The 23815-nt window shown below is 42.8% G+C and carries 29 protein-coding genes; 22 read left to right on the forward strand and 7 right to left on the reverse strand.

The window, feature by feature from the left end:
* The first annotated feature begins 153 nt into the window (after positions 1–153).
* From tmk to nth, 8 genes are all read left to right on the forward strand, one after another.
* Entirely contained in the window at positions 154–792 is a 639-nt protein-coding gene (gene tmk / locus RWX26_RS01850) for a dTMP kinase (protein ID WP_314578606.1), read from the forward strand.
* Positions 789–1679, forward strand: a complete 891-nt coding sequence (locus RWX26_RS01855; protein WP_314578609.1) for a DNA polymerase III subunit delta' — start codon at positions 789–791, stop codon at positions 1677–1679. Before tmk ends, RWX26_RS01855 begins: the two co-directional genes overlap by 4 nt.
* Before the next feature lie 24 nt (positions 1680–1703).
* Positions 1704–2021 carry a DNA replication initiation control protein YabA gene (gene yabA, locus RWX26_RS01860; RefSeq protein ID WP_002894690.1) on the forward strand — a complete coding sequence of 106 codons (318 nt, stop codon included), beginning with the start codon at positions 1704–1706 and terminating at the stop codon, positions 2019–2021.
* A gap of 2 nt (positions 2022–2023) precedes the next feature.
* A complete protein-coding gene (gene rsmI, locus RWX26_RS01865) occupies positions 2024–2890 on the forward strand; it encodes a 16S rRNA (cytidine(1402)-2'-O)-methyltransferase (protein ID WP_314578613.1) in 867 nt (288 codons plus the stop codon).
* Between the two features lie 259 nt (positions 2891–3149).
* The gene (serC, locus tag RWX26_RS01870; protein WP_314578616.1) at positions 3150–4241 is read left to right on the forward strand and encodes a 3-phosphoserine/phosphohydroxythreonine transaminase; all 1092 of its coding nucleotides are present in this window, start codon (positions 3150–3152) and stop codon (positions 4239–4241) included.
* Between the two features lie 12 nt (positions 4242–4253).
* The gene (locus RWX26_RS01875) at positions 4254–5429 is read left to right on the forward strand and encodes a 3-phosphoglycerate dehydrogenase family protein (RefSeq protein WP_314578618.1); all 1176 of its coding nucleotides are present in this window, start codon (positions 4254–4256) and stop codon (positions 5427–5429) included.
* 134 nt (positions 5430–5563) lie between these two features.
* Positions 5564–5917 carry an arsenate reductase family protein gene (locus RWX26_RS01880; RefSeq protein WP_314578620.1) on the forward strand — a complete coding sequence of 118 codons (354 nt, stop codon included), beginning with the start codon at positions 5564–5566 and terminating at the stop codon, positions 5915–5917.
* Positions 5918–6011: 94 nt separating this feature from the next.
* The gene (gene nth, locus RWX26_RS01885; RefSeq protein WP_314578623.1) at positions 6012–6641 is read left to right on the forward strand and encodes an endonuclease III; all 630 of its coding nucleotides are present in this window, start codon (positions 6012–6014) and stop codon (positions 6639–6641) included.
* Positions 6642–6666: 25 nt separating this feature from the next.
* Here nth and RWX26_RS01890 read toward each other — a convergent pair whose 3' ends face one another.
* The 3 genes from RWX26_RS01890 to RWX26_RS01900 form a co-directional block, all read right to left on the reverse strand.
* On the reverse strand, positions 6667–7260 hold the full coding sequence (locus tag RWX26_RS01890) for a helix-turn-helix domain-containing protein (RefSeq protein WP_011837300.1): 594 nt from the start codon (positions 7258–7260) through the stop codon (positions 6667–6669).
* A 169-nt stretch (positions 7261–7429) separates the two neighbouring features.
* Positions 7430–7816, reverse strand: coding sequence for a VOC family protein (locus RWX26_RS01895; RefSeq protein WP_314578629.1), 387 nt, complete (start codon positions 7814–7816; stop codon positions 7430–7432).
* A gap of 11 nt (positions 7817–7827) precedes the next feature.
* Positions 7828–8655, reverse strand: coding sequence for an exodeoxyribonuclease III (locus RWX26_RS01900; protein ID WP_314578633.1), 828 nt, complete (start codon positions 8653–8655; stop codon positions 7828–7830).
* Positions 8656–8796: 141 nt separating this feature from the next.
* Here RWX26_RS01900 and RWX26_RS01905 point away from each other — a divergent pair, with 141 nt between their 5' ends.
* Together RWX26_RS01905 and RWX26_RS01910 are read left to right on the forward strand one after the other, a co-directional pair.
* Complete coding sequence (locus tag RWX26_RS01905) at positions 8797–9252, forward strand: DUF3290 family protein (RefSeq protein ID WP_314578635.1); 456 nt, start codon at positions 8797–8799, stop codon at positions 9250–9252.
* Entirely contained in the window at positions 9249–9881 is a 633-nt protein-coding gene (locus RWX26_RS01910) for a DUF421 domain-containing protein (protein ID WP_314578646.1), read from the forward strand. Before RWX26_RS01905 ends, RWX26_RS01910 begins: the two co-directional genes overlap by 4 nt.
* Positions 9882–9930: 49 nt before the next feature.
* Here the strand turns inward: RWX26_RS01910 and RWX26_RS01915 are convergent, their stop codons facing one another.
* Positions 9931–10464: a DUF805 domain-containing protein gene (locus tag RWX26_RS01915; RefSeq protein WP_314578647.1), complete on the reverse strand. Its 534-nt coding sequence runs from the start codon at positions 10462–10464 to the stop codon at positions 9931–9933.
* A 156-nt stretch (positions 10465–10620) separates the two neighbouring features.
* Positions 10621–10947 carry a DUF805 domain-containing protein gene (locus RWX26_RS01920; RefSeq protein ID WP_314578649.1) on the reverse strand — a complete coding sequence of 109 codons (327 nt, stop codon included), beginning with the start codon at positions 10945–10947 and terminating at the stop codon, positions 10621–10623.
* A 244-nt stretch (positions 10948–11191) separates the two neighbouring features.
* Between RWX26_RS01920 and metG the strand changes: the two genes are divergently transcribed.
* From metG to lacG, 12 genes are all read left to right on the forward strand, one after another.
* The gene (gene metG / locus RWX26_RS01925) at positions 11192–13186 is read left to right on the forward strand and encodes a methionine--tRNA ligase (protein ID WP_314578652.1); all 1995 of its coding nucleotides are present in this window, start codon (positions 11192–11194) and stop codon (positions 13184–13186) included.
* Between the two features lie 137 nt (positions 13187–13323).
* Positions 13324–13458: a hypothetical protein gene (locus RWX26_RS01930; protein WP_002903218.1), complete on the forward strand. Its 135-nt coding sequence runs from the start codon at positions 13324–13326 to the stop codon at positions 13456–13458.
* A 4-nt stretch (positions 13459–13462) separates the two neighbouring features.
* A complete protein-coding gene (locus RWX26_RS01935; RefSeq protein WP_314578655.1) occupies positions 13463–14119 on the forward strand; it encodes a DUF4230 domain-containing protein in 657 nt (218 codons plus the stop codon).
* 216 nt (positions 14120–14335) lie between these two features.
* Positions 14336–15091 (forward strand): DeoR/GlpR family DNA-binding transcription regulator, encoded by a 756-nt coding sequence (locus tag RWX26_RS01940; protein WP_314578657.1) that lies wholly within the window; start codon positions 14336–14338, stop codon positions 15089–15091.
* A gap of 207 nt (positions 15092–15298) precedes the next feature.
* Positions 15299–15724 (forward strand): galactose-6-phosphate isomerase subunit LacA, encoded by a 426-nt coding sequence (gene lacA / locus RWX26_RS01945; protein ID WP_314578659.1) that lies wholly within the window; start codon positions 15299–15301, stop codon positions 15722–15724.
* 16 nt (positions 15725–15740) lie between these two features.
* A complete protein-coding gene (gene lacB, locus RWX26_RS01950; protein WP_002894723.1) occupies positions 15741–16256 on the forward strand; it encodes a galactose-6-phosphate isomerase subunit LacB in 516 nt (171 codons plus the stop codon).
* Positions 16257–16268: 12 nt separating this feature from the next.
* Positions 16269–17198 (forward strand): tagatose-6-phosphate kinase, encoded by a 930-nt coding sequence (locus RWX26_RS01955; RefSeq protein ID WP_314578664.1) that lies wholly within the window; start codon positions 16269–16271, stop codon positions 17196–17198.
* Positions 17199–17201: 3 nt separating this feature from the next.
* Entirely contained in the window at positions 17202–18182 is a 981-nt protein-coding gene (lacD, locus tag RWX26_RS01960) for a tagatose-bisphosphate aldolase (RefSeq protein WP_002894728.1), read from the forward strand.
* A gap of 196 nt (positions 18183–18378) precedes the next feature.
* A complete protein-coding gene (locus tag RWX26_RS01965) occupies positions 18379–19212 on the forward strand; it encodes a PRD domain-containing protein (RefSeq protein ID WP_314578666.1) in 834 nt (277 codons plus the stop codon).
* A gap of 49 nt (positions 19213–19261) precedes the next feature.
* Positions 19262–19579, forward strand: coding sequence for a PTS lactose/cellobiose transporter subunit IIA (locus tag RWX26_RS01970; RefSeq protein ID WP_314578669.1), 318 nt, complete (start codon positions 19262–19264; stop codon positions 19577–19579).
* Positions 19579–21285: a lactose-specific PTS transporter subunit EIIC gene (locus tag RWX26_RS01975; protein WP_314578670.1), complete on the forward strand. Its 1707-nt coding sequence runs from the start codon at positions 19579–19581 to the stop codon at positions 21283–21285. The genes RWX26_RS01970 and RWX26_RS01975 overlap by 1 nt, the downstream gene beginning before the upstream one ends.
* A 98-nt stretch (positions 21286–21383) precedes the next feature.
* Positions 21384–22790: a 6-phospho-beta-galactosidase gene (gene lacG, locus RWX26_RS01980; protein WP_314578672.1), complete on the forward strand. Its 1407-nt coding sequence runs from the start codon at positions 21384–21386 to the stop codon at positions 22788–22790.
* A gap of 54 nt (positions 22791–22844) precedes the next feature.
* Here the strand turns inward: lacG and RWX26_RS01985 are convergent, their stop codons facing one another.
* Both RWX26_RS01985 and RWX26_RS01990 read right to left on the reverse strand, forming a co-directional pair.
* The gene (locus RWX26_RS01985) at positions 22845–23054 is read right to left on the reverse strand and encodes a helix-turn-helix transcriptional regulator (protein WP_002894739.1); all 210 of its coding nucleotides are present in this window, start codon (positions 23052–23054) and stop codon (positions 22845–22847) included.
* A 12-nt stretch (positions 23055–23066) separates the two neighbouring features.
* Positions 23067–23594 (reverse strand): DUF2975 domain-containing protein, encoded by a 528-nt coding sequence (locus RWX26_RS01990; protein ID WP_314578674.1) that lies wholly within the window; start codon positions 23592–23594, stop codon positions 23067–23069.
* Positions 23595–23815 lie beyond the last annotated feature (221 nt).

Consider the following 23815-nt stretch of genomic DNA (forward strand, 5'->3'; position numbering starts at 1 on the left):
TGAAAATAATGAGTTGACGGAATCGGCTCTTATCAGGCTGCTCAGTAATGTGGACGGACTCTGAAAAGTAGCTTATATCAAGTTTTAGAGCAAGTCTCATCTGCATTTTCTTATAAAGATTAAGAAATTAGAAGTTAGAGATTAAAAGTAAAGATGAAAAATGGTATTTTGATTTCGCTGGAAGGTCCAGAAGGGGCTGGAAAGTCGAGTGTGTTGGAAGCCTTGCTTCCTTTTTTGAAAAATTATGGCACTGGCCTGATTACGACGCGGGAGCCGGGCGGCGTCCAGATTGCGGAGGCCATTCGCGAAGTGATTTTGGAACCTAGTCATACAGCTATGGATGCTAAGACTGAGCTTCTGCTGTACATTGCCAGCCGCCGTCAGCACTTGGCTGAGCGGGTTTTGCCAGCTTTGGAGCAAGGAAAGCTTGTCTTGATGGACCGTTTTATTGATAGTTCAGTGGCCTATCAGGGCTACGGACGGGGTCTGGATGTGGCAGATATTGAATGGCTCAATCAGTTTGCAACAGATGGACTCAAGCCTGATTTGACCCTCTATTTTGATATTGATGTGGAAGAAGGGCTGGCGCGGATTGCTAGGAGCGAGAGTCGAGAGGTGAATCGGCTTGATATGGAAGGTTTGGACTTGCACCAGCGGGTTCGCCAGGGCTATTTGGCGATTCTTGACAAGGAGCCTGAGCGCTTTGTCAAGGTGGATGCCAGTCAACCACTAGATAAGGTAGTGGCTGATAGTTTGGCCATCATTCAGGAACGATTTGGGAATCCGTTATGAAGATAAAAGATTTACAGCAAAGCCAGCCCAGCTTATTTGAGCAGTTTCAGCATATTCTGGAACAGAGGCGGCTAAGCCATGCCTACTTGTTTACCGGAGCTTTTGGCAGTTTTGAAATGGCCCAAATCCTGTCCCAAAGTCTCTTTTGCAAGAATAAGCAAGGCGTCTGGCCTTGTCAGTCCTGTCGTCCTTGCCGTTTGATTGCTGAAGAAGATTTTTCTGATGTAACTGTGGTGCGACCGGTTAATAACATTATCAAAACTGACCGAGTTCGGGAGCTGGTCCGAAACTTCTCTCAAAGTGGCTTAGAAGGCAGTAGGCAGGTTTTCATTATCTGCGATGCGGATCGGATGCATGTCAATGCAGCCAATTCCTTACTCAAAGTCATTGAGGAACCGCAGAGTGAGATCTATATCTTTCTTCTGACTGCTGATGAACAGTTAATTCTACCAACGATTCGGAGTCGGACTCAAGTTTATCATTTCTTGAAAAATACAGCTGCTCTGCAGCACAGTTTGGAGCAGGATGGCTTGATTAAAAGTCGAGCAGAGCTACTAGCTGCTTATAGTCAGACTCAGTCAGAAGCGGCTAGCTTGGCTCATAATAACGCCTTTTTTGAATTAGTCAGTGAATGTGAGCGCTTTGTCAAGGATTTTCAAAATCGCTCCAGTCAGGCATTTCTGCAGGTTTCGCGTCTGGCAAAGCTGGCTGATGATAAGGAAAAGCAGGAACAGGTCTTCAAGCTCTTGGAAGTGTTATTTTATAAAGAGATAGCAACAGAAAACGGTCGACAGGCCTTGGAGCAGCTTTTGCTGGCTCGGAAGATGTGGCGGGCCAATGTATCTTTTCAAAACGCTTTAGAATATATGACTTTGAAGGGAAAGTAAAAAGAGGCAGCACAGGAGTATAAAATGGATAAAAAAGACTTATTTGACGCCTTAGATGATTTTTCACAGACGCTTTTAGTGACCCTTGCTGAGGTGGAGGCTGTCAAGAAAAATCTCAAGAGTGTGGTAGAGGAAAATATTGCTCTGCATCTGGAAAATGACAAGTTGAGGGAGCGCTTGGGAGAGGTGGAGAAGGAAGCTCCGACCAAGACCAAGAAAAACCGGGATAATCTGCGTAAGCTTTATTATGACGGCTTTCATGTCTGTACGGATTTCTATGGTCAGCGCCGGGAGAATGACGCAGAGTGTATGTTCTGCGATGAATTGTTATTTAGGGAGTAGCGATGCAGGTTCAAAAAAGTTTTAAGGGCGAAACTGCCTACGGCAAGCTCTATTTGGTCGCGACTCCTATCGGCAATCTGGATGATATGAGCATCCGTATGGTCAATACCCTGAAAGAGGTTGACAGGATTGCGGCTGAAGATACGAGAAATACGGGCCTTCTGCTCAAGCATTTTGAGATTGAGACCAAACAGATCAGTTTTCACGAGCACAATGCCAAGGAGAAAATCCCGGTTCTCTTGGACATGCTTCAAAGCGGAAATGATATAGCCCAGGTTTCAGATGCTGGTCTGCCCAGTATTTCTGATCCTGGACATGATTTGGTTCAGGCAGCGCTAGAAGCTGGAATTACTGTAGTGCCAATTCCTGGTCCTAGTGCTGGAATAACAGCCTTGATTGCCAGCGGACTGGCTCCCCAACCGCATATTTTCTATGGATTTCTGCCTAGAAAAGCTGGCCAGCAGAAAGAATTTTTCACTAGCAAAAAATCCTATCCTGAGGCCCAGATTTTCTACGAATCCCCTCATCGGGTTCGGGCTACGCTGGAAAACATGCTGGCAGTTTATGGTGACCGCCAAGTAGTCTTGGTGCGTGAGTTGACTAAGATTCACGAGGAGTATCAGCGAGGACTGATTTCAGAGCTGTTAGCCTATACAGCTGAACATCCGCCTAAAGGAGAGTGTCTCTTGATTGTAGCTGGGGCGGAAGAAGATGCTCTTCAAGACATATCTCAAGAGCAGATCCTAGCTGAAATTGATCTTTTAGTTGAAGCTGGCAGCAAAAAAAATCAGGCCATCAAGGAAGTGGCCAAGAAATACGGCAAGAACAAGAGCGAGCTCTATGCGGTTTATCATGAAAATAAGGATTGATAGAAGCTCATAAATTTCTCAATACAACCAGTAGTCTCTTTTAAAATTAGAAAAAGCGTAACTCAGCTTTTTTGTAAGACTATCTAATCCTGACCTAAACTCAGGATTTTTTTGTTATCTGGATTAGACAGTTGGTTTTGCTTATCTATATTTCAACAATGTTCGGGAATTGGCTAAAAAAGTGCTAGATTTCTAAAATAAAATAGATATTTTCTAAACTTTGTGATATGATATACAAAATAAATTTTGGAGGTAGGATATGACGATTTACAATTTTTCTGCTGGACCGGCAGTATTGCCCAAGGAAGTCTTGAAAAAAGCTCAGGCTGAGTTTTTAGACTATGCCCAAAGTGGCATGAGTGTGATGGAGCTGTCCCACCGATCCAAGGAATTTGACGATATTATCAAAGAAGCTGAGAGCTTGCTGCGTGAGCTCATGGATATTCCGGACAATTACCGCGTGCTCTTTCTGCAGGGTGGAGCTTCTACTCAGTTTAGTATGATTCCCCTTAATCTAGCCCAAGGCGGCAAGGCCTATTACCTAGTGGCTGGATCTTGGGGAAAGAAAGCATACACCGAAGCAGTCAAGCTGTCTAAGTTCATTCCTTTTGAGCCCATTCTTTTGGCTTCATCAGAGGATTTAAATTACACGGAAATTCCTTCTTTTGATGAAAAGGAGATTGATCCGCAGGCGGCTTATGTGCATCTGACAACCAATAATACCATCGAAGGAACGGCTATTTATGACCTTCCTGCGACTAATGGCGTTCCGATTGTGGCGGACATGTCTTCTAATATCCTGGCTGCTCAATACCGAGTAGAGGATTTTGGTTTGATTTATGCTGGGGCTCAGAAGAATATCGGACCTGCCGGCGTGACAGTTGTTATCATCCGAGAAGACCTGCTGGATGATGAGCCAGTTCTATCTAGCATGTTGGATTACCGCATTCAGGCGGACAATGGCTCTCTCTACAATACACCACCGACTTTCGCCATCTATATGGCCAAACTGGTCTTTGAGTGGGTCAAGGAACTAGGTGGTGTAGCAGAAATGGAAAAGCGCAATCGTGAAAAATCTGGCCTTTTGTACGACTTCATTGAGCAGTCTGACTTTTATCGCAGTCCAGTCCGTTACAAGGAGCAGCGCTCAGTAGCCAATATTCCCTTTGTGTCTCCTAGTACAGAGCTGGACGCCAAATTTAACAAAGAGGCTACAGCAGCGGGATTCAAGAATATCAAGGGGCACCGCAGCGTAGGCGGCATGAGAGCTAGTCTCTACAATGCTTTTCCGCTTCAAGGTGTCAAGGACTTGATTGCCTTTATGCAGAAATTTGAAGAAGAAAATTCTTAAGAGAGGGAAATTATGGTCTTTAGTGTCAAAACCTTTAACAATATCAATCAAATCGGTCTTAAGGAGCTGGGCAATGCTTTTCAGATTGACGGAGATAAGTCTGACAATCCAGATGCTTATATCCTGCGTAGTCAAAACCTGCATGGACAGGAATTTCCAAGCAAGCTCAAAGCTATTGCGCGGGCAGGTGCAGGAACCAATAATATTCCTGTTGACCAGGCAACAGCTCAGGGAATTGTGGTTTTCAATACGCCAGGAGCTAATGCCAATGCGGTGAAAGAAGCTGTCTTGGCTTCTATTCTCTTATCTGCCCGTGACTATATCGGAGCTAACAGTTGGGCTAATGGCCTTTCTGGTGATGATGTTCCCAAGCAAGTGGAAGCTGGTAAGAAGCAGTTTGCTGGGACAGAGATTGCAGAGAAGACTTTGGGAGTCATTGGGTTAGGAGCAATCGGTGGCCGTATTGCTAACGATGCCTATCGTCTGGGAATGAATGTCCTTGGTTATGACCCTTATGTATCCATTGAAACAGCTTGGAATATCTCTAGCCATGTCAAACGGGTAGCAGACATTAAGGAAATCTTTGAGAAGAGTGATTATATCACTATCCACGTCCCTCTGACTGAGGATACACGCGCTACTTTTGATCAGGCTGCTTTTGGTCTTATGCAAAAGGGAACAACCCTCATCAACTTTGCCCGTGGCGAGCTGGTGGATAATGCTGCCCTCTTTGAAGCCATAGAAGCTGGTGTAGTCAAGCGCTATATCACAGACTTTGGTGTAGAAGAGCTGCTCCGTCATCCGCAGATTACAGTCTTTCCGCATCTGGGCGGATCGACCGAAGAAGCTGAGCTCAACTGTGCCATTATGGCTGGGAAAACCATTCGACGCTTCATGGAAACAGGCGAGATTATCAACTCAGTGAATTTCCCTAATGTCCGTCAGGCTCTCTCAGCGCCTTATCGGATTACCCTGATTAACAAAAATGTACCGAATATTGTGGCTCGAATTTCAACAGCGGTCAGTGATTTGAATATCAATATTGACAATATCATCAATCGTTCCAAGGGGGATTATGCCTATACTTTGCTGGATCTGGATGAATCGGATGAAAGCAAGATTCAGGAGCTGGTTGATAAATTTGAGAATAGCGACAATATTGTGCGCGTGCGTTTGATTAAGAAATAACAAAAAATAGAGGTGTTTCTTCATGGAATGCGTCTGTGCCTGCCGATAAGCCTTTCGCTTGTCGGCTTTTTCTAATGAGTCTCGGCTTGACAAGAAGGAGCTAGCTGGGCTATCATAGGGACGGAGGAAAAACAATGTTACAATTTATCGAATACCCAAAATGCTCTACCTGCCGCAAGGCCAAGGCTGAGCTCAATCAATTAGGAGTGGATTTTGAAGCGGTGGATATTGTCCAAAATACACCTAGCCGGGATCAGCTCCTAGACTGGATTCAGAACTCGGACTTTGAGATCAAGGCCTTTTTCAATACCAGCGGACTCAAATACCGTGAACTGGGACTCAAAGAACAGGTGCCACATTTGACAGCTCAGGAAGCTGCAGATTTATTATCGACAGACGGCATGCTGATTAGACGACCGCTTCTGGTTCGAGATAACCAGATCTTGCAGATTGGCTACCGAAAGGCGTATGAAGAGTTGGGTTTGTGAAATATTAAGACCAGCTGCTTTCTCAATCATGTTTTTTGGATGCTTCTTCCTTTCATGATATAATAAATCTATCTCAATCTTAGAAAGAAGAATCATGGTTTTATCAAAAAAACGGGCTCGTCATGTGATTGAAGAGATTATTGCTCTTTTCCCTGACGCCAAGCCCAGTCTGGATTTTCGCAATCACTTTGAGCTTTTGGTAGCGGTCATGCTGTCGGCTCAGACGACGGATGCTGCTGTCAATAAGGCAACGCCGGCTTTATTTGAAGCCTATTCAAGTCCGCAGGAGATGGCTGCGGCTAGTGAAGCAGATATTGCTAAATACATCTCCCGTCTGGGTCTCTATCGAAACAAGGCTAAGTTTTTGAAGAAATGTGCCCAGCAGCTTTTGGACGACTTTGACGGTCAAGTACCACAAACGCGGGCAGAATTGGAGAGTTTAGCGGGAGTTGGTCGCAAGACGGCCAATGTAGTCATGAGTGTGGGATTTGGTATTCCAGCCTTTGCTGTTGATACCCATGTGGAGCGCATCTGCAAGCACCATGATATCGTAAAAAAATCGGCAACGCCACTGGAAGTAGAAAAGCGAGTTATGGATGTCCTTCCACCGGAACGTTGGCTGCCAGCCCATCAGGCCATGATTTACTTTGGACGTGCCATCTGCCATCCTAAAAATCCCGAGTGCGATCACTATCCGCAACTCTATAACTTTAAAGACATTTAAAAAGCGAGGTCTGATGACTTCGCTTTTACTTGATAGGGAAGAAAGTAAGTAAGAGCCAAGAAAACAACAGAGCAATAGCGCCAATTCCAAGGCTAAATAGAACAGGAAGGATAATGTTTTGGTAAGGAGCCTTGCCCCTTTCCTCAGCTTCTTCAATCTCGCTCAGGCTGCGTCCTTGATCATAGGCGACAATCTGGCGAAAGGTACGAAGATTATGCTGTTTCTTGAATTTTTCAATGCGTAGGGCGTAGAACATTGTGATAGCAAAAATCAAGCAACTAATAGCGATACCAAACCAATCCAAATAAAGAATTAGTGGAATCATTATTATAGGACTGCCAATCAGTAAAATGGTAAAAACCGCTCCATCTTTTTGATAGCGCATAAATTCTTGGTCGTGAATAATTTGTTTCATGGTTTCCAAATCTCCTTTGACTAGTTTGTCCAATGACACTTCAAAGACCTTGCTCAGTAAGAGCAGATTTTGAATATCAGGATAGGTTGCGCCGCGTTCCCAGTTGGAAATGGATTGACGGCTGACAAAGATTATTTCAGCTAAATCGTCTTGAGATAAATTTTTCTCTTTACGATAGTGCTGGATTTGTTTTCCGACTTGCATAAGATTTCCTCGCTTTCTGATTTTATTCTACTCAATTATACAAAAAATGACTATCAAAATTCTTTGACATGTTGATTTCATGGGATTTAGCAAAGGTTTTTGCCACTGGATTTACAGGTCTGTCAATTCATGTTTACCTACTGAAAAAGAGGCTAGCAGCCTCCTTTTCTTATTCACTAAATCTTAAAAAATAACCATCAGGATCCAAAATCGCAAATTCATGAGGATAAATAAAGCTATCTCCCACTCGAAATTCTCTTTTTGTCAGAGGACGATGGATAGGATAGTCAGCTTCTAGCAGTTTTTGGTGGAGCTGAGGGACATCCTCAATGCCAAAGGAAATATTGACACCGCGCCCGAAAGGATAGGTTAGTTGGGCTAATTCTTCTGCGCTACCTTCTTCTAGCATAAGTTGGCAGTCTTCAAGGGAGAGGAAGAGAAATTTCTCCTCTGGACGTTCGTATTGGACAGAGAATCCCAGCAAGTCGCAGTAGAAGTGGCGTGATTTTTCGATGTCAGATACTACAAATTCAGGAATGACAGCTTGATAGTCCATTCGTTTTCTCCTTAGAGTTCAATCTCCATGACAATGGGTGTGTGATCTTGGCGCGCACCGGAGTCAATCATATCAGACTTGGTCACCTTGTCAGCTACTCGGTTGCTGGTCAGCCAGTAGTCGATTCTCCAGCCTGTGTTGTTGATTTTAGAAGTCTTGCTGCGCTGCGCCCACCAGGTGTATTGGTTAGGAATATCGCCGTGCAAGTGGCGGAAGGTATCGGTAAAGCCTTTAGCCAGCAGGTTGGTGAAGCCAGCACGTTCTTCGTCGGTAAAGCCTGGTGAACGGCGGTTGCTGGCTGGATTGGCCAAGTCGATTTCCTTGTGGGCCACATTGTAGTCGCCAGTAGCGAGGACTGGTTTTTGTTCATCTAGTCTTGCCAAGTATTCAGCGTATTTGGCATCCCAGACTTGACGGTCATCCAAGCGTTTGAGTCCATCGCCAGCATTAGGTGTATAGACCTGAGTGACAAAGAAACCGTCAAATTCCAGAGTAATGATGCGGCCTTCAACATCCATAGTTGACGGAGCGCCGATTTCAGGGAAGGTTACGGTTGGCGTCAGTTCTTTTTTGTAGAGGAACATGGTTCCTGCATAGCCCTTGCGGGCTGGCTCTTGGGAGGAGCGCCAAGTGTTTTCATAGTCTGGGAAAAGATTTGTCAAAATTTCCAAGTGTTTTTTTGTCGGGCCAGACGCAGACAGTTTTGTTTCCTGAATGGCGATAATATCTGCATTTTCTGCTTGCAAGGTTTGAAGGACGGCTTGAGAAAGCTGAGCGCGGGCAGAATCACTAGTCAATGCAGCGTTGAGAGAATCAATGTTCCAAGAGATGAGTTTCATAAAATTTCCTTTTCTAGTAAAATTTACTGAGTTTATTATAACAAAATTTAGGAATGATTTATAGCAAAGTGATTGTAAGGAATCTTGAAAAATAATGAAAATTTTTCTATAATGTTCCTAGAAAAATAGAGGGAAGAAACCATGAAATTCTATTCTTATGATTATGTTTTGAGTCAGATTAGCCAGCAAAACTGGGTGACAGTTGCGCTTTTTGTCTTGCTGTTGCTTGTGACAGGATTTTTTGCTTTTAAGGCCTATCGCAATAAGCGCGATTCAAAATTCCGGGAACTAGCCATCATCTCTGTTTTGGCCTTGGTAGCTATGGTCTTGATTGGTATTAGTAATTTTCAAACTGACCAAGACTCTAACAACCAGTTTCAAACCTCTCTGCATTTCATTGAGGTTATTTCAGAAGACCTGGGCGTGGATAAGTCGGAGGTCTATGTCAATACTTCAGCCGCAACTGATGGAGCGATTTTGAAGGTTGGAAAGAACTTTTATCGGGCTATGAGCGGTAGTGAGCCGGATAAATATCTGCTTGAAAAAATTGACTTGCATAAGACAACAGATATCGAAATAGTGGAGGTTGAAAAATGACATTGAATTTTCTTGAAATCCTAATTAAGCTAGCACTGGGACTCTTCTCACTGGTTTTTGTAATCAATGTGACCGGAAAAGGCAATCTGGCACCCAATTCAGCAATCGATCAGATTCAAAACTATGTCCTTGGTGGCATTATCGGTGGGGTGATTTATAATAGCTCCATTAACATTCTTCAGTATGCAGTCATTCTTATCATATGGACCATTCTGGTCTTGACTTTAAAATGGCTCAATAACAATGTCCGTGCGGTTAAGCATTTGATTGATGGCAAGCCGACAACGTTGATTCAGCATGGAGAACTGAGTCCCGAAGCCTGCCGTTCTGTTGGTCTTTCAGCAGCAGATGTGGCTTTGAAGCTGCGCAGCCAAGGTATTTTCCAGCTCAAGCAGGTCAAACGGGCGGTTATAGAGCAAAACGGCCAGCTGATTATTGTACAAGCTGGTGAAGAGAATCCTAAATATCCCCTTATCACAGATGGTGTTGTCCAAATTGATATTCTGGAGTCTATTGATAAAACAGAAGAGTGGCTGGTGGAGAGACTGGCTAAAGACGGATACACCGATATTTCGAATATCTTCATCGCAGAGTATGAAAGTGGCAACTTGAATGTTGTGACCTATTGAGAAAATCTTGCAAAGATAAAGCCATTCCGCTTCTGGAATGGCTTTTGCTTTATTCAAATGGACTTTGCTCGTTTTCAGGTGATGCAAAGTTTTGTTGAGGATTAGGCTGATTTTGATAGGAGTTCTGACCAAATTGCTGCCCTTGATAATTTTGCTGGTTTTGATAAGAATTTTGGCCAAATTGTTGTTCTTGATAATTCTGATTGTTATAGAAATTATTAACAGCAGGTTCATATTTAGTAGGCTGGCAATAAAACACCAACAGAATTAAACGACCCACCAATGGGACCAAGTACAATAAGATAAGTGCCCAATGATAGCCACCATCCCGTAAGCGACGGACTTGAATAGCGAGAGAGGGAAGAAGAATTACAATAAAATAGACCACCATTAGACCTGCTAAGGTGCTAGATAAGGCTCCTCCAGTCTCAGAGTTCAAAACTGTTTCAATCACAAGAGCAATGCAAAGTATTAGAATCATTACTAAAAAATGGCAGAGAATGGGCCACCAAAAATCTGGGCGAGTTGAGCGACCGGTGAAGTCAACATATCCCTTCCAAAACTTTTTATATGCATCAATCATATTAAAATTCCTTTTATTATTTTTTATTTAGTGTACTATATTTGCCCTATGATTGCAAGTTTTCAGAAAATACTAGGTATTTAATGTAATATTGCAAGATAAAAACCAACCCGTTTGGATTGGTCCTACCATTATAAAGTGATGAAACTTGATTTTTTAGTATTCTGAGGGTTGACAGAGGAAGAAGAGTAGAATGAAATTACCAATAACTGGAATAAAAGACACGAAGATAAAAGCCCAATGGTAACCAGCATCTCTCAGACGGCGTATGGACAGAGATAGATTTGGAATGATAGTAAGGAAACCATAAATCTGAATTAGTGATAGAAGAGGAGCTGCTTCCTCTCCAACCATAAGTAAGAAAATTAAAGATAAGACAGCTATCAACATATTGGCAAATATAGCCCACCAATAATCTGGGCGATTAGACCGGCCTGCGAAGTCAAAAGCTCTCCGCCAAAAATCAAGATATGCATAAATCATAATAATCTCCTAAATAATTTATTTATCTTATTATATTATAAATCACTAAATATTGCAATTTAATTTTTGTTTTTAGTGGTACATTCCTCTGCACCCTCGCTGAGCAGATACATCTAAGTTGGCAATCCATTGTTTTATTTTTCAAATGGTGATAAAATAAAGTGTTGAAGTTTGCGGTTTATCTGCGTGATAAATGGCAATTTCCGAATAAAAAGAGGTCTCATTTGCCTCCTAAGGAGAAATCATGTCTGAAAAGAACTTTTATATTACAACCCCTATCTATTATCCGAGCGGCAAACTCCATATCGGGTCTGCCTATACGACTATTGCCTGTGATGTTTTGGCTCGCTACAAGCGTCTCATGGGCTACGATGTTTTCTATCTGACTGGTCTTGACGAGCATGGACAGAAGATTCAGGCTAAGGCTGAGGAAGCTGGTATCAGTCCTCAAGCTTATGTCGATGGCATGGCGGTTGGGGTCAAGGAACTCTGGAAACTGCTGGATATTTCTTACGATAAATTTATCCGGACGACCGATGACTACCATGAAAAGGTTGTAGCCGATGTCTTTGAACGTCTCTTAGCCCAAGATGATATTTACTTGGGTGAATATTCAGGCTGGTATTCTGTATCTGATGAGGAATTCTTTACTGAAAGCCAGCTGGCAGAAGTCTTCCGTGATGAAAATGGAAAGGTAACCGGAGGAATTGCGCCATCTGGACATGAAGTGGAGTGGGTATCAGAAGAGTCTTACTTCCTGCGCCTTAGCAAGTACCAAGACCGCTTGGTAGAATTTTTCAAATCTCACCCTGACTTTATCACTCCTGATGGCCGTCTTAACGAAATGTTGCGTAACTTCATCGAGCCAGGTTTGGAAGATTTAGCGGTATCTCGGACAACCTTTACTTGGGGCGTGCCGGTACCATCTAATCCTAAACACGTTATTTATGTCTGGATTGATGCCCTACTCAACTATGCGACAGCACTTGGCTACGGTCAGGATGATCATACTAACTACGATAAATTCTGGAATGGAACGGTCTTCCACATGGTGGGCAAGGACATTCTGCGTTTCCACTCTATCTACTGGCCAATTCTGCTCATGATGCTGGATATTAAGCTGCCTGACCGCTTGATTGCTCACGGCTGGTTTGTCATGAAGGATGGCAAGATGTCCAAGTCTAAGGGCAATGTGGTCTATCCGGAAATGCTGGTAGAGCGCTATGGTTTGGATGCTCTGCGTTATTACCTCATGCGCAGTCTTCCGGTGGGATCTGATGGAACATTCACACCTGAGGACTATGTAGGTCGTATCAACTATGAGTTAGCTAATGACCTTGGAAACTTGCTCAACCGTACTGTTTCTATGATTAACAAGTACTTTGACGGTCAGGTGCCAGCCTATGAAGAAAATGTGACAAACTTTGACGGAGCTCTGGCTCAGGTGGCATCTGAATCCATCGCTGACTACTACAAACACATGGATGCAGTAGACTACCCACGTGCTCTGGAAGCAGTCTGGACGCTCATCTCCCGCACCAATAAATACATCGATGAAACAGCACCTTGGGTTCTGGCTAAGGATGAAGCCAAGGTCAAAGAACTGGCAGCAGTTATGAGTCACTTGGCAGCCAGCCTCCGTGTTGTTGCCCACATGATTGAGCCTTTCATGATGGAAACGAGCCAGGCTGTCCTCGGCCAACTTGGCTTGCCTCAAGCTGCTTCTCTGGAAAATCTAGCAATTGACCAGCTCCCAGCAGGTCTGACAGTTGTAGAGAAAGGGACACCAATCTTCCCTCGTCTGGATATGGAAGAAGAAATTGCCTATATCAAAGAACAAATGGAAGGCAACAAACCTGTGGTTGAAAAAGAATGGAATCCAGAAGAAGTCGAGCTCAAACTTAACCGCAAGGAAATCAAGTTTGACGACTTTGATAAGGTAGAAATTCGTGTCGCAGAAGTCAAAGAGGTTTCTAAAGTTGAAGGTTCCGATAAGCTCCTCCAGTTCCGCTTGGATGCAGGAGACGGTGAAGACCGCCAAATCCTCTCTGGTATTGCTAAATACTATCCAAACGAGCAAGAGTTGGTCGGTAAGAAAGTCCAAATCGTAGCCAACCTCAAACCACGTAAAATGATGGGCCGCATCAGCCAGGGTATGATTCTATCAGCTGAGCATGGTGACCAACTGACTCTCCTTACCGTAGACGAAAAAGTCCCCAATGGAAGTTTGATTGGCTAACAATCTTTGATCTAATGACAATCCCCCAGCAAGAGGCTGCTGGGGGATTTTTGATGTAAATATTCTCTTTGAAACCGCTTGACAAAAGGTATATATATTTATATAATTTTTATTGAAAAAGTTTTAGGAGTTATATTATGAAAATAGTAAAAATTGCATCACTTGTTTTGTTGTTGCTTTTAATTGTCATTCTCTTTCCGCTGAATCCTTATTTAGCAGCTTTTCTAGCTATTATTAGCCTTGGAACAGCATTTTTGATTCGGAGGAAGTAGTATAATGAAAATAGTTAAGGATTTCATAAAAAAAGTTTTGGGGGCTAAGATTTACGTTTGGATTGTGGTAGCCGTTCTTGCTATCTTTTTTGTTGTTGCGAAAACTTATAATATCATTGGGTTTTTCCAAGGTAAAAACGCTTCAGATGAGCGAAGCCAAATCTATACGCAAATCACTCGCTTGGAGAAAGTCAACGAAAGTGTCTTTTTGGATGTAGGGATTCAAAAGGTTGAAACGATTGAGAAAGATAAGAAGATTCCTGGTACCAATATCAGTATTCCACTCTCTGTTAAGAAAGCAATCATCATTCTTAATTATACGGCTAAATTTGGAATTAAAGAAGGAATTAAGATTAAGAAAATTGCTGAACATGAGTACGAGCTAACTATACCTAAATATGAAGTTATAGGTGTAGAGGTCTCGGATAATCCCAAAGATCGATACAAACTCTATGATATGAGTGGACAGCTGCTGAGCGGTTCAACAGAAAATATTGATACTGGAGAGCATGTTGCTAAAAATCTTAGCAAGGAAGAACAGGAAGACTACATCAAGAAGTATAAAAATCTCATTACGGAATCGGCAGAACACTATTATACAAATATCGTGACTAGCATTGATCCAGAGGCAAAAGTAACCTTTAAAAATGTAAATCAATAGGTATTAAAATTTCTTTATAGTGATACAGTTTGGCATATAGTGAAGTATATCGTTCTATCAGCTGGAGAAAGCATCTTGCAAATCATTGCAAGGTGCTTTTTTATGTCCTATACCATATCGCAAACCCTCAATTTTGTTTAAAACAAACAAAAAATATGGAAAAAAACAGAAAAATGAGTTATAATAAACAAAACCAATGTGTAGAGGGGCTAAAATATGGGTAAAAATCAGAGACAGGACGAAATAGTTAAACTGGTTGATCGAGCTGGGACAGTAACGGTTGCTGAGATTGTAGAGAGTATGCAGGTCTCAGACATGACGGTTCGGCGGGACTTGATTGAGCTGGAAAGTAAAGGGCTGCTGACTCGTGTTCACGGTGGGGCTAAAAGTAATCAGCATCTCAAGTATAGAGAAATCCCTCATGAAGAGAAGCTTTATCAGAATATCGAGGCCAAGCGGACTGTGGCCAAGAAGGCTGTGGAGCTGATTGAAGATGGCGATACTATTTTTCTTGGACCGGGGACTTCTGTGGAAGTGCTGGCTGAGGAAATCAGCAATCAGCATCTGCGCGTGATTACCAACTGTCTGCCGATTTTCCACGATCTTTTGAAGAAGAAGTCGGATACCTTCAAAGTATTTCTACTTGGTGGGGAGATGCGGGAAGCGACTCAAGCCTTTGTCGGCGAGATGACCAATGCCATCATGGATAAGATGTACTTTACTAAGATGTTTTTCAGTGGCAATGGTATCAAAAACGGGCAGATTATGACCTCTTCTTTTGAAGAGGCCTATACTCAGAAGCTAGCTTTGGAGCGCTCGACAGAGACCTACCTACTGATTGATTCTTCTAAGATTGGCAAGGAAGACTTCACTTCTATCTGTCCTTTGGCTGATATTACAGCTGTTATCACAGACCAGATGTCTGAAAATGCTCAGGAAGAACTGGAGGTTTATACCAAGATTATTTCCTAGTTTATTTTAAATGGATGAAAAAATTATCAGAAAGCTCTTTTTAGGGCTTTTTTGTTTATTTTAATCATCTTGAAAAATATTTTGATTAAAACAAACAAAAATCTGTTGACAAATAACTTTTAAAGGAGTATAGTATGCTTATAGGAAACAGAAAGTGTTTTTTATAAACAATATTCTGTGCAAAAAATCAAACAAAGGAGAATGCTCATGGCAATTATTATTGGAACAGATGCTGCTGGAAGCAAGCTGAAAGATGTGGTCAAGGATTTTCTCGTCGGAGAAAACTTTGAAGTGGTGGATGTGACGAAAGAAGGTCAGGATTTTGTTGATGTGACCCTTGCAGTTGCAGCTGAGGTGAATAAGCAAGAGGAAAATCTTGGTATTGTTATCGATGCTTATGGAGCTGGTCCATTCATGGTAGCGACCAAAATCAAAGGCATGGTTGCGGCAGAAGTCTCAGATGAACGCTCTGCCTATATGACTCGTGGCCATAACAACTCTCGCATGATTACGATGGGAGCGGAAATCGTTGGTGAAGGTCTGGCTAAGAATATTGCCAAAGGCTTTGTCAATGGGAAATATGACGGCGGCCGCCACCAAATCCGGGTCGACATGCTCAACAAGATGTGCTAAGAAAAGGAGAAATCAAATGAAAATTGCAATTGGATGTGACCATATCGTTACCAATGAAAAAATGGCAGTCTCAGATTTTCTAAAATCAAAAGGTTATGAAGTTCTTGATTTTGGTACTTATGACCATACTCGTACTCACTACCCAATCTTTGGTAAAAAAGTAGGGGAGGCAGTCGTTAGTGGACAAGCTGATCTTGGTGTTTGTATCTGTGGTACAGGTGTCGGTATCAACAACGCTGTAAATAAAGTTCCTGGTGTTCGTTCAGCTTTGGTACGTGACATGACTTCAGCTCTCTATGCTAAGGAAGAACTCAACGCCAATGTTATCGGTTTTGGCGGAAAAATCACTGGTGAGCTCCTCATGTGTGATATCATTGAAGCTTTCATCCATGCGGAGTACAAGCCGACTGAAGAAAATAAAAAATTAATTGCTAAGATTGAGCATGTTGAGACTCACAATGCTCATCAAACAGATGCCAACTTCTTTACAGAATTTCTTGAAAAATGGGATCGTGGAGAGTACCACGATTAGAGAGGTAGCTAGATGATTCTTACAGTGACCATGAATCCTTCTATCGATATTTCCTATCCCTTAGAAGAATTGAAAATAGATACTGTTAATCGTGTTGCGGAAGTCAGTAAGACAGCGGGTGGCAAGGGCCTTAACGTAACCAGGGTCTTGGCGGAAATTGGAGACAATGTCGCTGCGACGGGACTGATTGGTGGGACAAATGGTGAATTTCTCTTGCAGAATCTTCATCAAGATGTGCAGCCATTATTTTATAACATTTCGGGAGATACGAGGAATTGCATTGCTATCTTACACGAAGGTAAGCAAACAGAAATCCTGGAAGCCGGTCCGACTATTACAGCAGATGAGGCAAGGAATTTTCAAGAGCACTTCCGGTCTTTGATGTCTGAGGCAGATGTTGTCAGTATCTCGGGCAGTCTGCCAGCGGGCCTGCCGACAGAATACTATATCCAGCTGATTGAAATTGCTAATCAAGCTGGTAATAAGGTGGTGCTGGATTGCTCTGGAGCTGCTCTGGAAGCTGTGCTCAAATCAGATGTGAAACCAACTGCCATCAAACCAAATAACGAGGAACTTTCTCAGTTATTGGATCGCGAGGTTTCAAAAGATTTGGATGAGTTAAAAGCTGTCCTTTCAGAACCGCTATTTGAAGGAATCGAGTGGATCATCGTATCACTCGGTGCAGATGGCGCTTTTGCCAAACACTGGGACACTTTCTATAAAGTGGATATTCCTAAAATCCAAGTGGTCAATCCAGTTGGTTCTGGCGACTCAACTGTTGCAGGGATTTCGTCAGCCTTGAGCCATCGAGAAGATGATGTCTCTCTGCTCAAAAAAGCGAATGTTCTTGGCATGCTCAATGCCCAAGAAAAAATGACCGGCCATGTCAATGTTGAAAACTACGACGGCCTATACAATCAAATCACAGTAAAAGAGGTATAAAGAATGGTATTAACAGAACAAAAACGCAAGTACATGGAAAAACTCTCTGATGAGAATGGCATCATTTCTGCCTTGGCATTTGACCAACGCGGTGCTTTGAAACGCCTCATGGCTCAACACCAGGAAGCAGAACCAACAGTAGCTCAAATGGAAGAACTGAAAGTTTTGGTCGCAGAAGAGTTAACTCCTTATGCTTCATCTATGTTGCTGGATCCTGAGTATGGACTGCCTGCTACTAAGGCTTTGGACAAGAATGCTGGCTTGCTATTGGCCTATGAAAAGACAGGCTACGATACTTCTAGCACCAAGCGCCTGCCAGACTGTCTGGATGTTTGGTCTGCAAAACGCATCAAAGAACAAGGTGCGGATGCGGTTAAATTCCTCCTTTACTATGACGTAGACAGCTCAGAAGAACTCAACCAGCAAAAGCAGGCTTATATCGAGCGTGTGGGTTCTGAGTGTGTGGCTGAAGACATTCCTTTCTTCCTTGAAATCTTGGCTTACGATGAAAAGATTGCGGATGCTTCCAGCGCTGAGTACGCAAAAGTGAAACCTCACAAGGTTATCGGTGCCATGAAGGTCTTCTCAGATCCACGTTTCAATATTGATGTCTTGAAAGTGGAAGTTCCAGTCAATGTTAAATATGTTGAAGGTTTTGGTGACGGTGAAGTGGTGCATACTAAAGAACAAGCTGCAGCTTTCTTCAAGGAACAGGATGAGGCGACTAACCTGCCATACATCTACTTGAGTGCGGGTGTATCTGCGAAACTTTTCCAAGAAACACTTGTGTTTGCTCATGAGTCAGGTGCTAACTTCAACGGCGTTCTTTGCGGACGGGCGACTTGGGCTGGCAGCGTCAAAGACTACATTGAGCAAGGTGAAGAAGCAGCTCGCAAGTGGCTCCGTACAACAGGATTTGAAAATATTGATGAGCTCAACAAGGTTCTTCAAAAAACAGCTACCTCTTGGAAAGAAAGAGCCTAAAATTTGTTAAAAAATAAATAAAGTAAGGGTTTACATTCTGAGACTGATATGCTATAATGAAATCAGAAATTGAATAGGGTGAGCGTTACTAAGTTGGATTAGGCGTGACCACAAATAAATTGAGGGAAGATATAGCCTCGGTTTGTTTGTGGTCTTTTTGTTTTGCCAGAACCCTAGAAAATGAAGAGGAGGAGATATGTATCGAATCATACATCCTATGAACAACAATGTTGCTCTAGCCAAACATGAAAATGGTGAAGAGGTTGTTCTGATTGGCAGTGGCATAGCTTTTAATAAAAAGAAGGGTGATATCGTTCTGGAAAGTAAGATTGAGAAAATCTTTCGCCTAAGAACGGAAGAGTCTAAAGAAAACTTTGTGGCCTTGCTCAAAGATGTTCCACTGGACTTTATCACAGTGACCTATGATGTGATTGACACCCTTTCTAAGAAGTATGATTATCCTGTCCAGGAGTATATCTATGTCACGCTGACGGATCACATTTACTGCTCTTATCAGGCTGTGCAGCAGGGGCGCTACAAGGAGAGTGATCTGCCGGATGCTTCGGACAAATACCCGATTCCTTATCAGATTGCTCAGGAAGCAGTAGCGATATACCGTGAGCGGTTGTTGGATCATTTCCCTAGCGACGAGGTCAATCGCATTGCCTATCACTTTATCAATGCCGAAGGGGAGACCAATCCCGAGGGGCAAAGTCACTTGGGCAAGCGAAAAGATATTCTGGCTGCAGTTGAAGCAGAGCTGAAGAAAAATGGCATTAAAAGAAGTGCAGAAAACAGCAACTTTTATGACCGTTTTATGATTCACCTGAACTACTTTTTGGACTATCTGGACAGAAGCCGTGATGACAATGTTTCCCTGCTGGAAATGGAAAGTCAGATTCAGATGACCTACCCTCAAGCCTATCAGGTCGGAAGTGATATTTACCAAATCATTGCCCAGAAGACGGGAATTGATCTCTACCGCAGCGAACGGGTCTATCTGGTGCTGCATATTCAACGTCTTTTATAAATAGAAAACAATAATAACATTTTACATAAGAATACAAGGAGGAACTCTCATGAATAGAGAAGAAGTAACATTGCTCGGTTTTGAAATTGTAGCCTACGCTGGTGACGCTCGCTCCAAGCTCTTAGAAGCTTTGAAAGCCGCAGAAGCTGGGGATTTTTCTAAGGCAGACGCCTTGGTAGAAGAAGCCAATAGCTGCATCGCTGAAGCTCACCACGCTCAGACCAGTCTCTTGACAAAAGAAGCTGCTGGTGAGGACTTGGCTTACAGCGTGACCATGATGCACGGCCAAGATCACTTAATGACTACCATCTTGCTAAAAGACATGATGCACCATTTGATTGAACTATACAAAAGAGGAGTAAAATAATGAACAAACTCATCGGACTTATTGAGAAAGGGAAGCCTTTCTTTGAGAAGATTTCTCGGAATATCTATCTCCGTGCTATTCGGGATGGCTTTATCGCTGGTATGCCAGTCATCCTCTTCTCATCTATCTTTATTTTGATTGCCTATGTGCCAAATGCTTGGGGCTTCCACTGGTCTAAGGATATTGAAACTTTCCTAATGACCCCTTATAGCTATTCGATGGGTATTCTGGCTTTCTTTGTGGGTGGGACCACTGCTAAGGCGCTGACAGACTCTGTCAATCGCGACCTGCCTGCGACAAACCAGATTAACTTCTTGTCTACTATGCTGGCTTCTATGGTCGGCTTCCTCCTCATGGCGGCTGAACCTGCCAAGGAAGGTGGCTTCCTAACTGCCTTCATGGGAACCAAAGGTCTTTTGACAGCCTTTATCGCTGCCTTTGTGACCGTTAATGTCTACAAGGTTTGTGTGAAAAATAATGTCACCATTCGTATGCCAGAAGAAGTTCCACCAAATATTTCTCAAGTATTTAAAGACTTGATTCCATTTACTGTCTCAGTCGTTCTGCTCTACGGTTTGGAACTGCTTGTTAAAGCAAGTCTGGGAGTGACCGTTGCTGAATCCATTGGAACGCTTCTTGCTCCGCTCTTCTCAGCAGCTGACGGCTATCTGGGAATTACTCTTATCTTTGGCGCTTATGCTTTCTTCTGGTTCGTTGGAATTCACGGTCCGTCCATCGTTGAGCCTGCCATTGCTGCCATTACTTATGCCAATATCGATGCCAACTTGGCTCTGGTACAAGCTGGTCAGCATGCGGATAAGGTCATCACTTCTGGTACGCAAATGTTTATCGTTACTATGGGTGGTACTGGTGCGACCTTGATTGTTCCATTCCTCTTCATGTGGATCTGTAAGTCCGAGCGTAACCGTGCAATTGGACGGGCATCTGTTGTCCCAACTTTCTTTGGTGTCAATGAGCCTATTCTCTTTGGTGCTCCAATCGTACTGAATCCGATTTTCTTTATTCCATTTATCTTTGCACCTATCGCAAATGTATGGATTTTCAAATTCTTTGTTGATACCTTAAACATGAACTCCTTCTCAGCCAACCTTCCTTGGGTAACACCTGGACCTCTGGGAATTGTGCTGGGTACGAACTTTCAGCTTCTGTCCTTTGTTCTTGCTGCCCTTCTGTTAGTGGTGGATGTGATTATTTACTATCCATTTGTCAAAGTTTACGACGAACAAATCCTAGAAGAGGAACGTTCTGGTAAAGCTAACGATGCTCTTAAAGAAAAAGTAGCAGCTAACTTTAACACTGCTAAAGCGGATGCTATCCTTGAAAAAGCAGGTGTAGATGAGGAAGCTCCGGCGCAAAACAATATTAGCGAAGAAACCAATGTTCTGGTGCTCTGTGCAGGTGGTGGTACCAGCGGATTGCTGGCCAACGCTTTGAATAAAGCAGCAGCTGAATACAATGTTCCTGTCAAAGCAGCAGCGGGTGGATACGGTGCTCACCGTGAAATGCTGCCTGAGTTTGACCTGGTGATCCTGGCCCCTCAAGTTGCTTCCAACTTTGAAGACATGAAGGCGGAAACTGATAAATTGGGTATCAAGCTAGCTAAGACTGAGGGCGGCCAATACATCAAACTAACCCGTGATGGCAAAGGAGCACTGGCCTTCGTTCAGGAGCAATTTAACAACTAATTTGTTAGTCCATTTGAGGTGAAGCAAAGTTCAATTTCCCTGTTACTTACCTATTTGCTTACTTGTTTCACCTCAAAGGCTATTGAAAGGAAAATAAGATGACAAAAACCTTACCTAAAGATTTTATTTTTGGTGGTGCAACAGCGGCCTATCAAGCTGAGGGGGCAACCCACACAGATGGAAAAGGACCTGTTGCTTGGGATAAGTATCTAGAAGATAACTACTGGTACACGGCGGAGCCTGCCAGTGACTTTTACCACAAATACCCAGTGGATCTGAAATTGGCTGAAGAGTATGGTGTCAATGGTATTCGAATCTCCATCGCTTGGTCACGGATTTTCCCGACGGGTTATGGCGAGGTCAATCCAAAAGGTGTGGAATTTTACCATAATCTTTTCGCAGAATGCCACAAGCGTCATGTAGAACCTTTTGTGACCCTTCACCACTTTGATACACCAGAGGCTCTTCATTCAAATGGAGATTTCCTCAATCGGGAGAATATTGAGCACTTTGTGGACTATGCGGCCTTCTGTTTTGAAGAATTTCCAGAAGTTCGCTATTGGACGACTTTCAATGAAATTGGCCCCATTGGTGATGGTCAGTACTTAGTAGGAAAATTCCCTCCAGGTATTCAGTATGACTTGGCCAAGGTTTTCCAATCCCATCACAACATGATGGTCTCTCATGCCCGTGCCGTTAAGCTTTATAAGGATAAGGGTTACAAGGGTGAAATTGGTGTTGTTCATGCACTTCCGACAAAATATCCTTACGATCCAGAAAATCCAGCAGATGTCAGAGCAGCAGAGTTGGAAGATATTATTCATAACAAGTTTATCCTAGATGCGACGTATCTGGGTCACTATTCAGATGTAACTCTGGCAGGAGTGAATCATATCCTTAAGGTCAATGGTGGTCAGCTGGATCTACGAGATGAAGACTTTGCGGCTTTAGAAGCAGCTAAAGACCTTAATGACTTCCTTGGCATCAACTACTATATGAGTGACTGGATGCGCGACTTTGACGGTGAAACAGAAATTATCCATAACGGAAAAGGCGAAAAGGGAAGTTCCAAGTACCAGATTAAGGGTGTCGGACGCAGAGAATCTCCAGTCCATATACCGAAAACTGATTGGGATTGGATTATCTATCCGCAAGGTCTCTATGACCAGATCATGCGGATTAAGAAAGATTATCCCAACTACAAGAAGATCTATATCACAGAAAATGGTCTGGGTTATAAAGATGAATTTGTGGACAATACGGTTTACGACGATGCTCGGATTGACTACGTCAAGCAGCATTTGGAAGTTTTATCCGATGCGATTGCGGACGGGGCTAATGTCAAGGGCTACTTTATCTGGTCTCTGATGGATGTCTTTTCTTGGTCTAACGGTTATGAAAAACGCTACGGCTTATTCTACGTAGACTTTGAAACTCAGGAACGCTATCCGAAGAAATCCGCTCACTGGTATAAGAAACTAGCCGAAACACAAATGATTGAATAGGCAAATAAAAACTCCCGTCCTAGCAGAATGGAATCGGCTAGGACGGGAGTTTTTTTATTCTTCATCATCTGTAAATTCTAGGATGTCTCCAGGCTGGCAATCAAGGGCCTGACAGATAGCATTGAGGGTGCTAAATCGGATAGCCTTGGCCTTGCCCGTTTTGAGAATGGAAAGGTTGGCGTTTGTGATACCGATGATATCGGCCAGTTCACCCAGTTTCATCTTTTTCTTGGCCAGCTGGACATCAAGATTAACGATAATCATGATAGCAGCCTCCTAGATGGTAAATTCATTTTCTTCAGCTATATCAATCCCCTTTTCTAGAATTTTCATCATCAGCCAAATAATCAGAGCGCCCAAGAGAGGTGTAAAGCTCACACTGGCGTTAAAAGAGAAGGGGAGGGTGATGGGATTGCCTGATGCAGCAACTTTAACGGAAAGAAAGGTCAGAGCCAGAAAGACTTTCCATGCCCGATTGGCTAGTTGGGTATTCGATGAATCAAAAATCTTTCCACCAATCAAATTTTTGATAAAATTACGAGCAAGATATATGAGATAAATAGTCAAAGAAGCTGTGAGAAGATTTATAACAAAGGCTAGAATACTCCACCAATTTGAAAAATCAACTGAGGGCAGAAATTGAACATTGAGCTTTATTCCCAACCTGTCGGAAAGACCGATGTAAGAAATCACACTTAGGATAGTAAGAAAGACCAGAATAGCAGCATAACCCACTATGATAAGATTCAGTAGAGTAACGATATCTTTGAGTAAAGAATTATTTTTTAATTCAATCTTTTTCATGATGCTTACCTCTATCGAAAATCAGCCGGCAGTAGATTTTCTTTTCCTTTTATTCTTATTATAATCTATTTTTTATTGTATTTCAAGAAAAATATATCGAAAAACGATATTTTTTGAGACCAAAAGGATATCATAGAGGATTTGGTATCGGTGAAAATTTTGTTACAATATATTGAATATCAAAGCAACGAAGGAAATAGTAATGAATCCTATGATTATGA

Source organism: uncultured Streptococcus sp. (genome assembly GCF_963536705.1).
Classification (GTDB): domain Bacteria; phylum Bacillota; class Bacilli; order Lactobacillales; family Streptococcaceae; genus Streptococcus.

What these genes read in the sequence shown, in the direction of transcription:
- RWX26_RS01890 (WP_011837300.1), bottom strand. Translation starts at nt 7,260, where the DNA reads ATGCAAGTCGGAAAACAAATCCAGCACTATCGTAAAGAGAAAAATTTA.
- RWX26_RS01940 (WP_314578657.1), top strand. Translation starts at nt 14,336, where the DNA reads ATGGGTAAAAATCAGAGACAGGACGAAATAGTTAAACTGGTTGATCGA.
- serC (WP_314578616.1), top strand. Translation starts at nt 3,150, where the DNA reads ATGACGATTTACAATTTTTCTGCTGGACCGGCAGTATTGCCCAAGGAA.
- lacA (WP_314578659.1), top strand. Translation starts at nt 15,299, where the DNA reads ATGGCAATTATTATTGGAACAGATGCTGCTGGAAGCAAGCTGAAAGAT.
- metG (WP_314578652.1), top strand. Translation starts at nt 11,192, where the DNA reads ATGTCTGAAAAGAACTTTTATATTACAACCCCTATCTATTATCCGAGC.
- yabA (WP_002894690.1), top strand. Translation starts at nt 1,704, where the DNA reads ATGGATAAAAAAGACTTATTTGACGCCTTAGATGATTTTTCACAGACG.
- RWX26_RS01910 (WP_314578646.1), top strand. Translation starts at nt 9,249, where the DNA reads ATGACATTGAATTTTCTTGAAATCCTAATTAAGCTAGCACTGGGACTC.
- RWX26_RS01880 (WP_314578620.1), top strand. Translation starts at nt 5,564, where the DNA reads ATGTTACAATTTATCGAATACCCAAAATGCTCTACCTGCCGCAAGGCC.
- RWX26_RS01970 (WP_314578669.1), top strand. Translation starts at nt 19,262, where the DNA reads ATGAATAGAGAAGAAGTAACATTGCTCGGTTTTGAAATTGTAGCCTAC.
- RWX26_RS01955 (WP_314578664.1), top strand. Translation starts at nt 16,269, where the DNA reads ATGATTCTTACAGTGACCATGAATCCTTCTATCGATATTTCCTATCCC.
- RWX26_RS01965 (WP_314578666.1), top strand. Translation starts at nt 18,379, where the DNA reads ATGTATCGAATCATACATCCTATGAACAACAATGTTGCTCTAGCCAAA.
- lacG (WP_314578672.1), top strand. Translation starts at nt 21,384, where the DNA reads ATGACAAAAACCTTACCTAAAGATTTTATTTTTGGTGGTGCAACAGCG.
- RWX26_RS01920 (WP_314578649.1), bottom strand. Translation starts at nt 10,947, where the DNA reads ATGATTTATGCATATCTTGATTTTTGGCGGAGAGCTTTTGACTTCGCA.
- RWX26_RS01930 (WP_002903218.1), top strand. Translation starts at nt 13,324, where the DNA reads ATGAAAATAGTAAAAATTGCATCACTTGTTTTGTTGTTGCTTTTAATT.
- RWX26_RS01985 (WP_002894739.1), bottom strand. Translation starts at nt 23,054, where the DNA reads ATGATTATCGTTAATCTTGATGTCCAGCTGGCCAAGAAAAAGATGAAA.
- RWX26_RS01875 (WP_314578618.1), top strand. Translation starts at nt 4,254, where the DNA reads ATGGTCTTTAGTGTCAAAACCTTTAACAATATCAATCAAATCGGTCTT.
- RWX26_RS01975 (WP_314578670.1), top strand. Translation starts at nt 19,579, where the DNA reads ATGAACAAACTCATCGGACTTATTGAGAAAGGGAAGCCTTTCTTTGAG.
- RWX26_RS01855 (WP_314578609.1), top strand. Translation starts at nt 789, where the DNA reads ATGAAGATAAAAGATTTACAGCAAAGCCAGCCCAGCTTATTTGAGCAG.
- lacD (WP_002894728.1), top strand. Translation starts at nt 17,202, where the DNA reads ATGGTATTAACAGAACAAAAACGCAAGTACATGGAAAAACTCTCTGAT.
- RWX26_RS01905 (WP_314578635.1), top strand. Translation starts at nt 8,797, where the DNA reads ATGAAATTCTATTCTTATGATTATGTTTTGAGTCAGATTAGCCAGCAA.
- RWX26_RS01990 (WP_314578674.1), bottom strand. Translation starts at nt 23,594, where the DNA reads ATGAAAAAGATTGAATTAAAAAATAATTCTTTACTCAAAGATATCGTT.
- RWX26_RS01935 (WP_314578655.1), top strand. Translation starts at nt 13,463, where the DNA reads ATGAAAATAGTTAAGGATTTCATAAAAAAAGTTTTGGGGGCTAAGATT.
- rsmI (WP_314578613.1), top strand. Translation starts at nt 2,024, where the DNA reads ATGCAGGTTCAAAAAAGTTTTAAGGGCGAAACTGCCTACGGCAAGCTC.
- RWX26_RS01915 (WP_314578647.1), bottom strand. Translation starts at nt 10,464, where the DNA reads ATGATTGATGCATATAAAAAGTTTTGGAAGGGATATGTTGACTTCACC.
- nth (WP_314578623.1), top strand. Translation starts at nt 6,012, where the DNA reads ATGGTTTTATCAAAAAAACGGGCTCGTCATGTGATTGAAGAGATTATT.
- RWX26_RS01895 (WP_314578629.1), bottom strand. Translation starts at nt 7,816, where the DNA reads ATGGACTATCAAGCTGTCATTCCTGAATTTGTAGTATCTGACATCGAA.
- RWX26_RS01900 (WP_314578633.1), bottom strand. Translation starts at nt 8,655, where the DNA reads ATGAAACTCATCTCTTGGAACATTGATTCTCTCAACGCTGCATTGACT.
- lacB (WP_002894723.1), top strand. Translation starts at nt 15,741, where the DNA reads ATGAAAATTGCAATTGGATGTGACCATATCGTTACCAATGAAAAAATG.
- tmk (WP_314578606.1), top strand. Translation starts at nt 154, where the DNA reads ATGAAAAATGGTATTTTGATTTCGCTGGAAGGTCCAGAAGGGGCTGGA.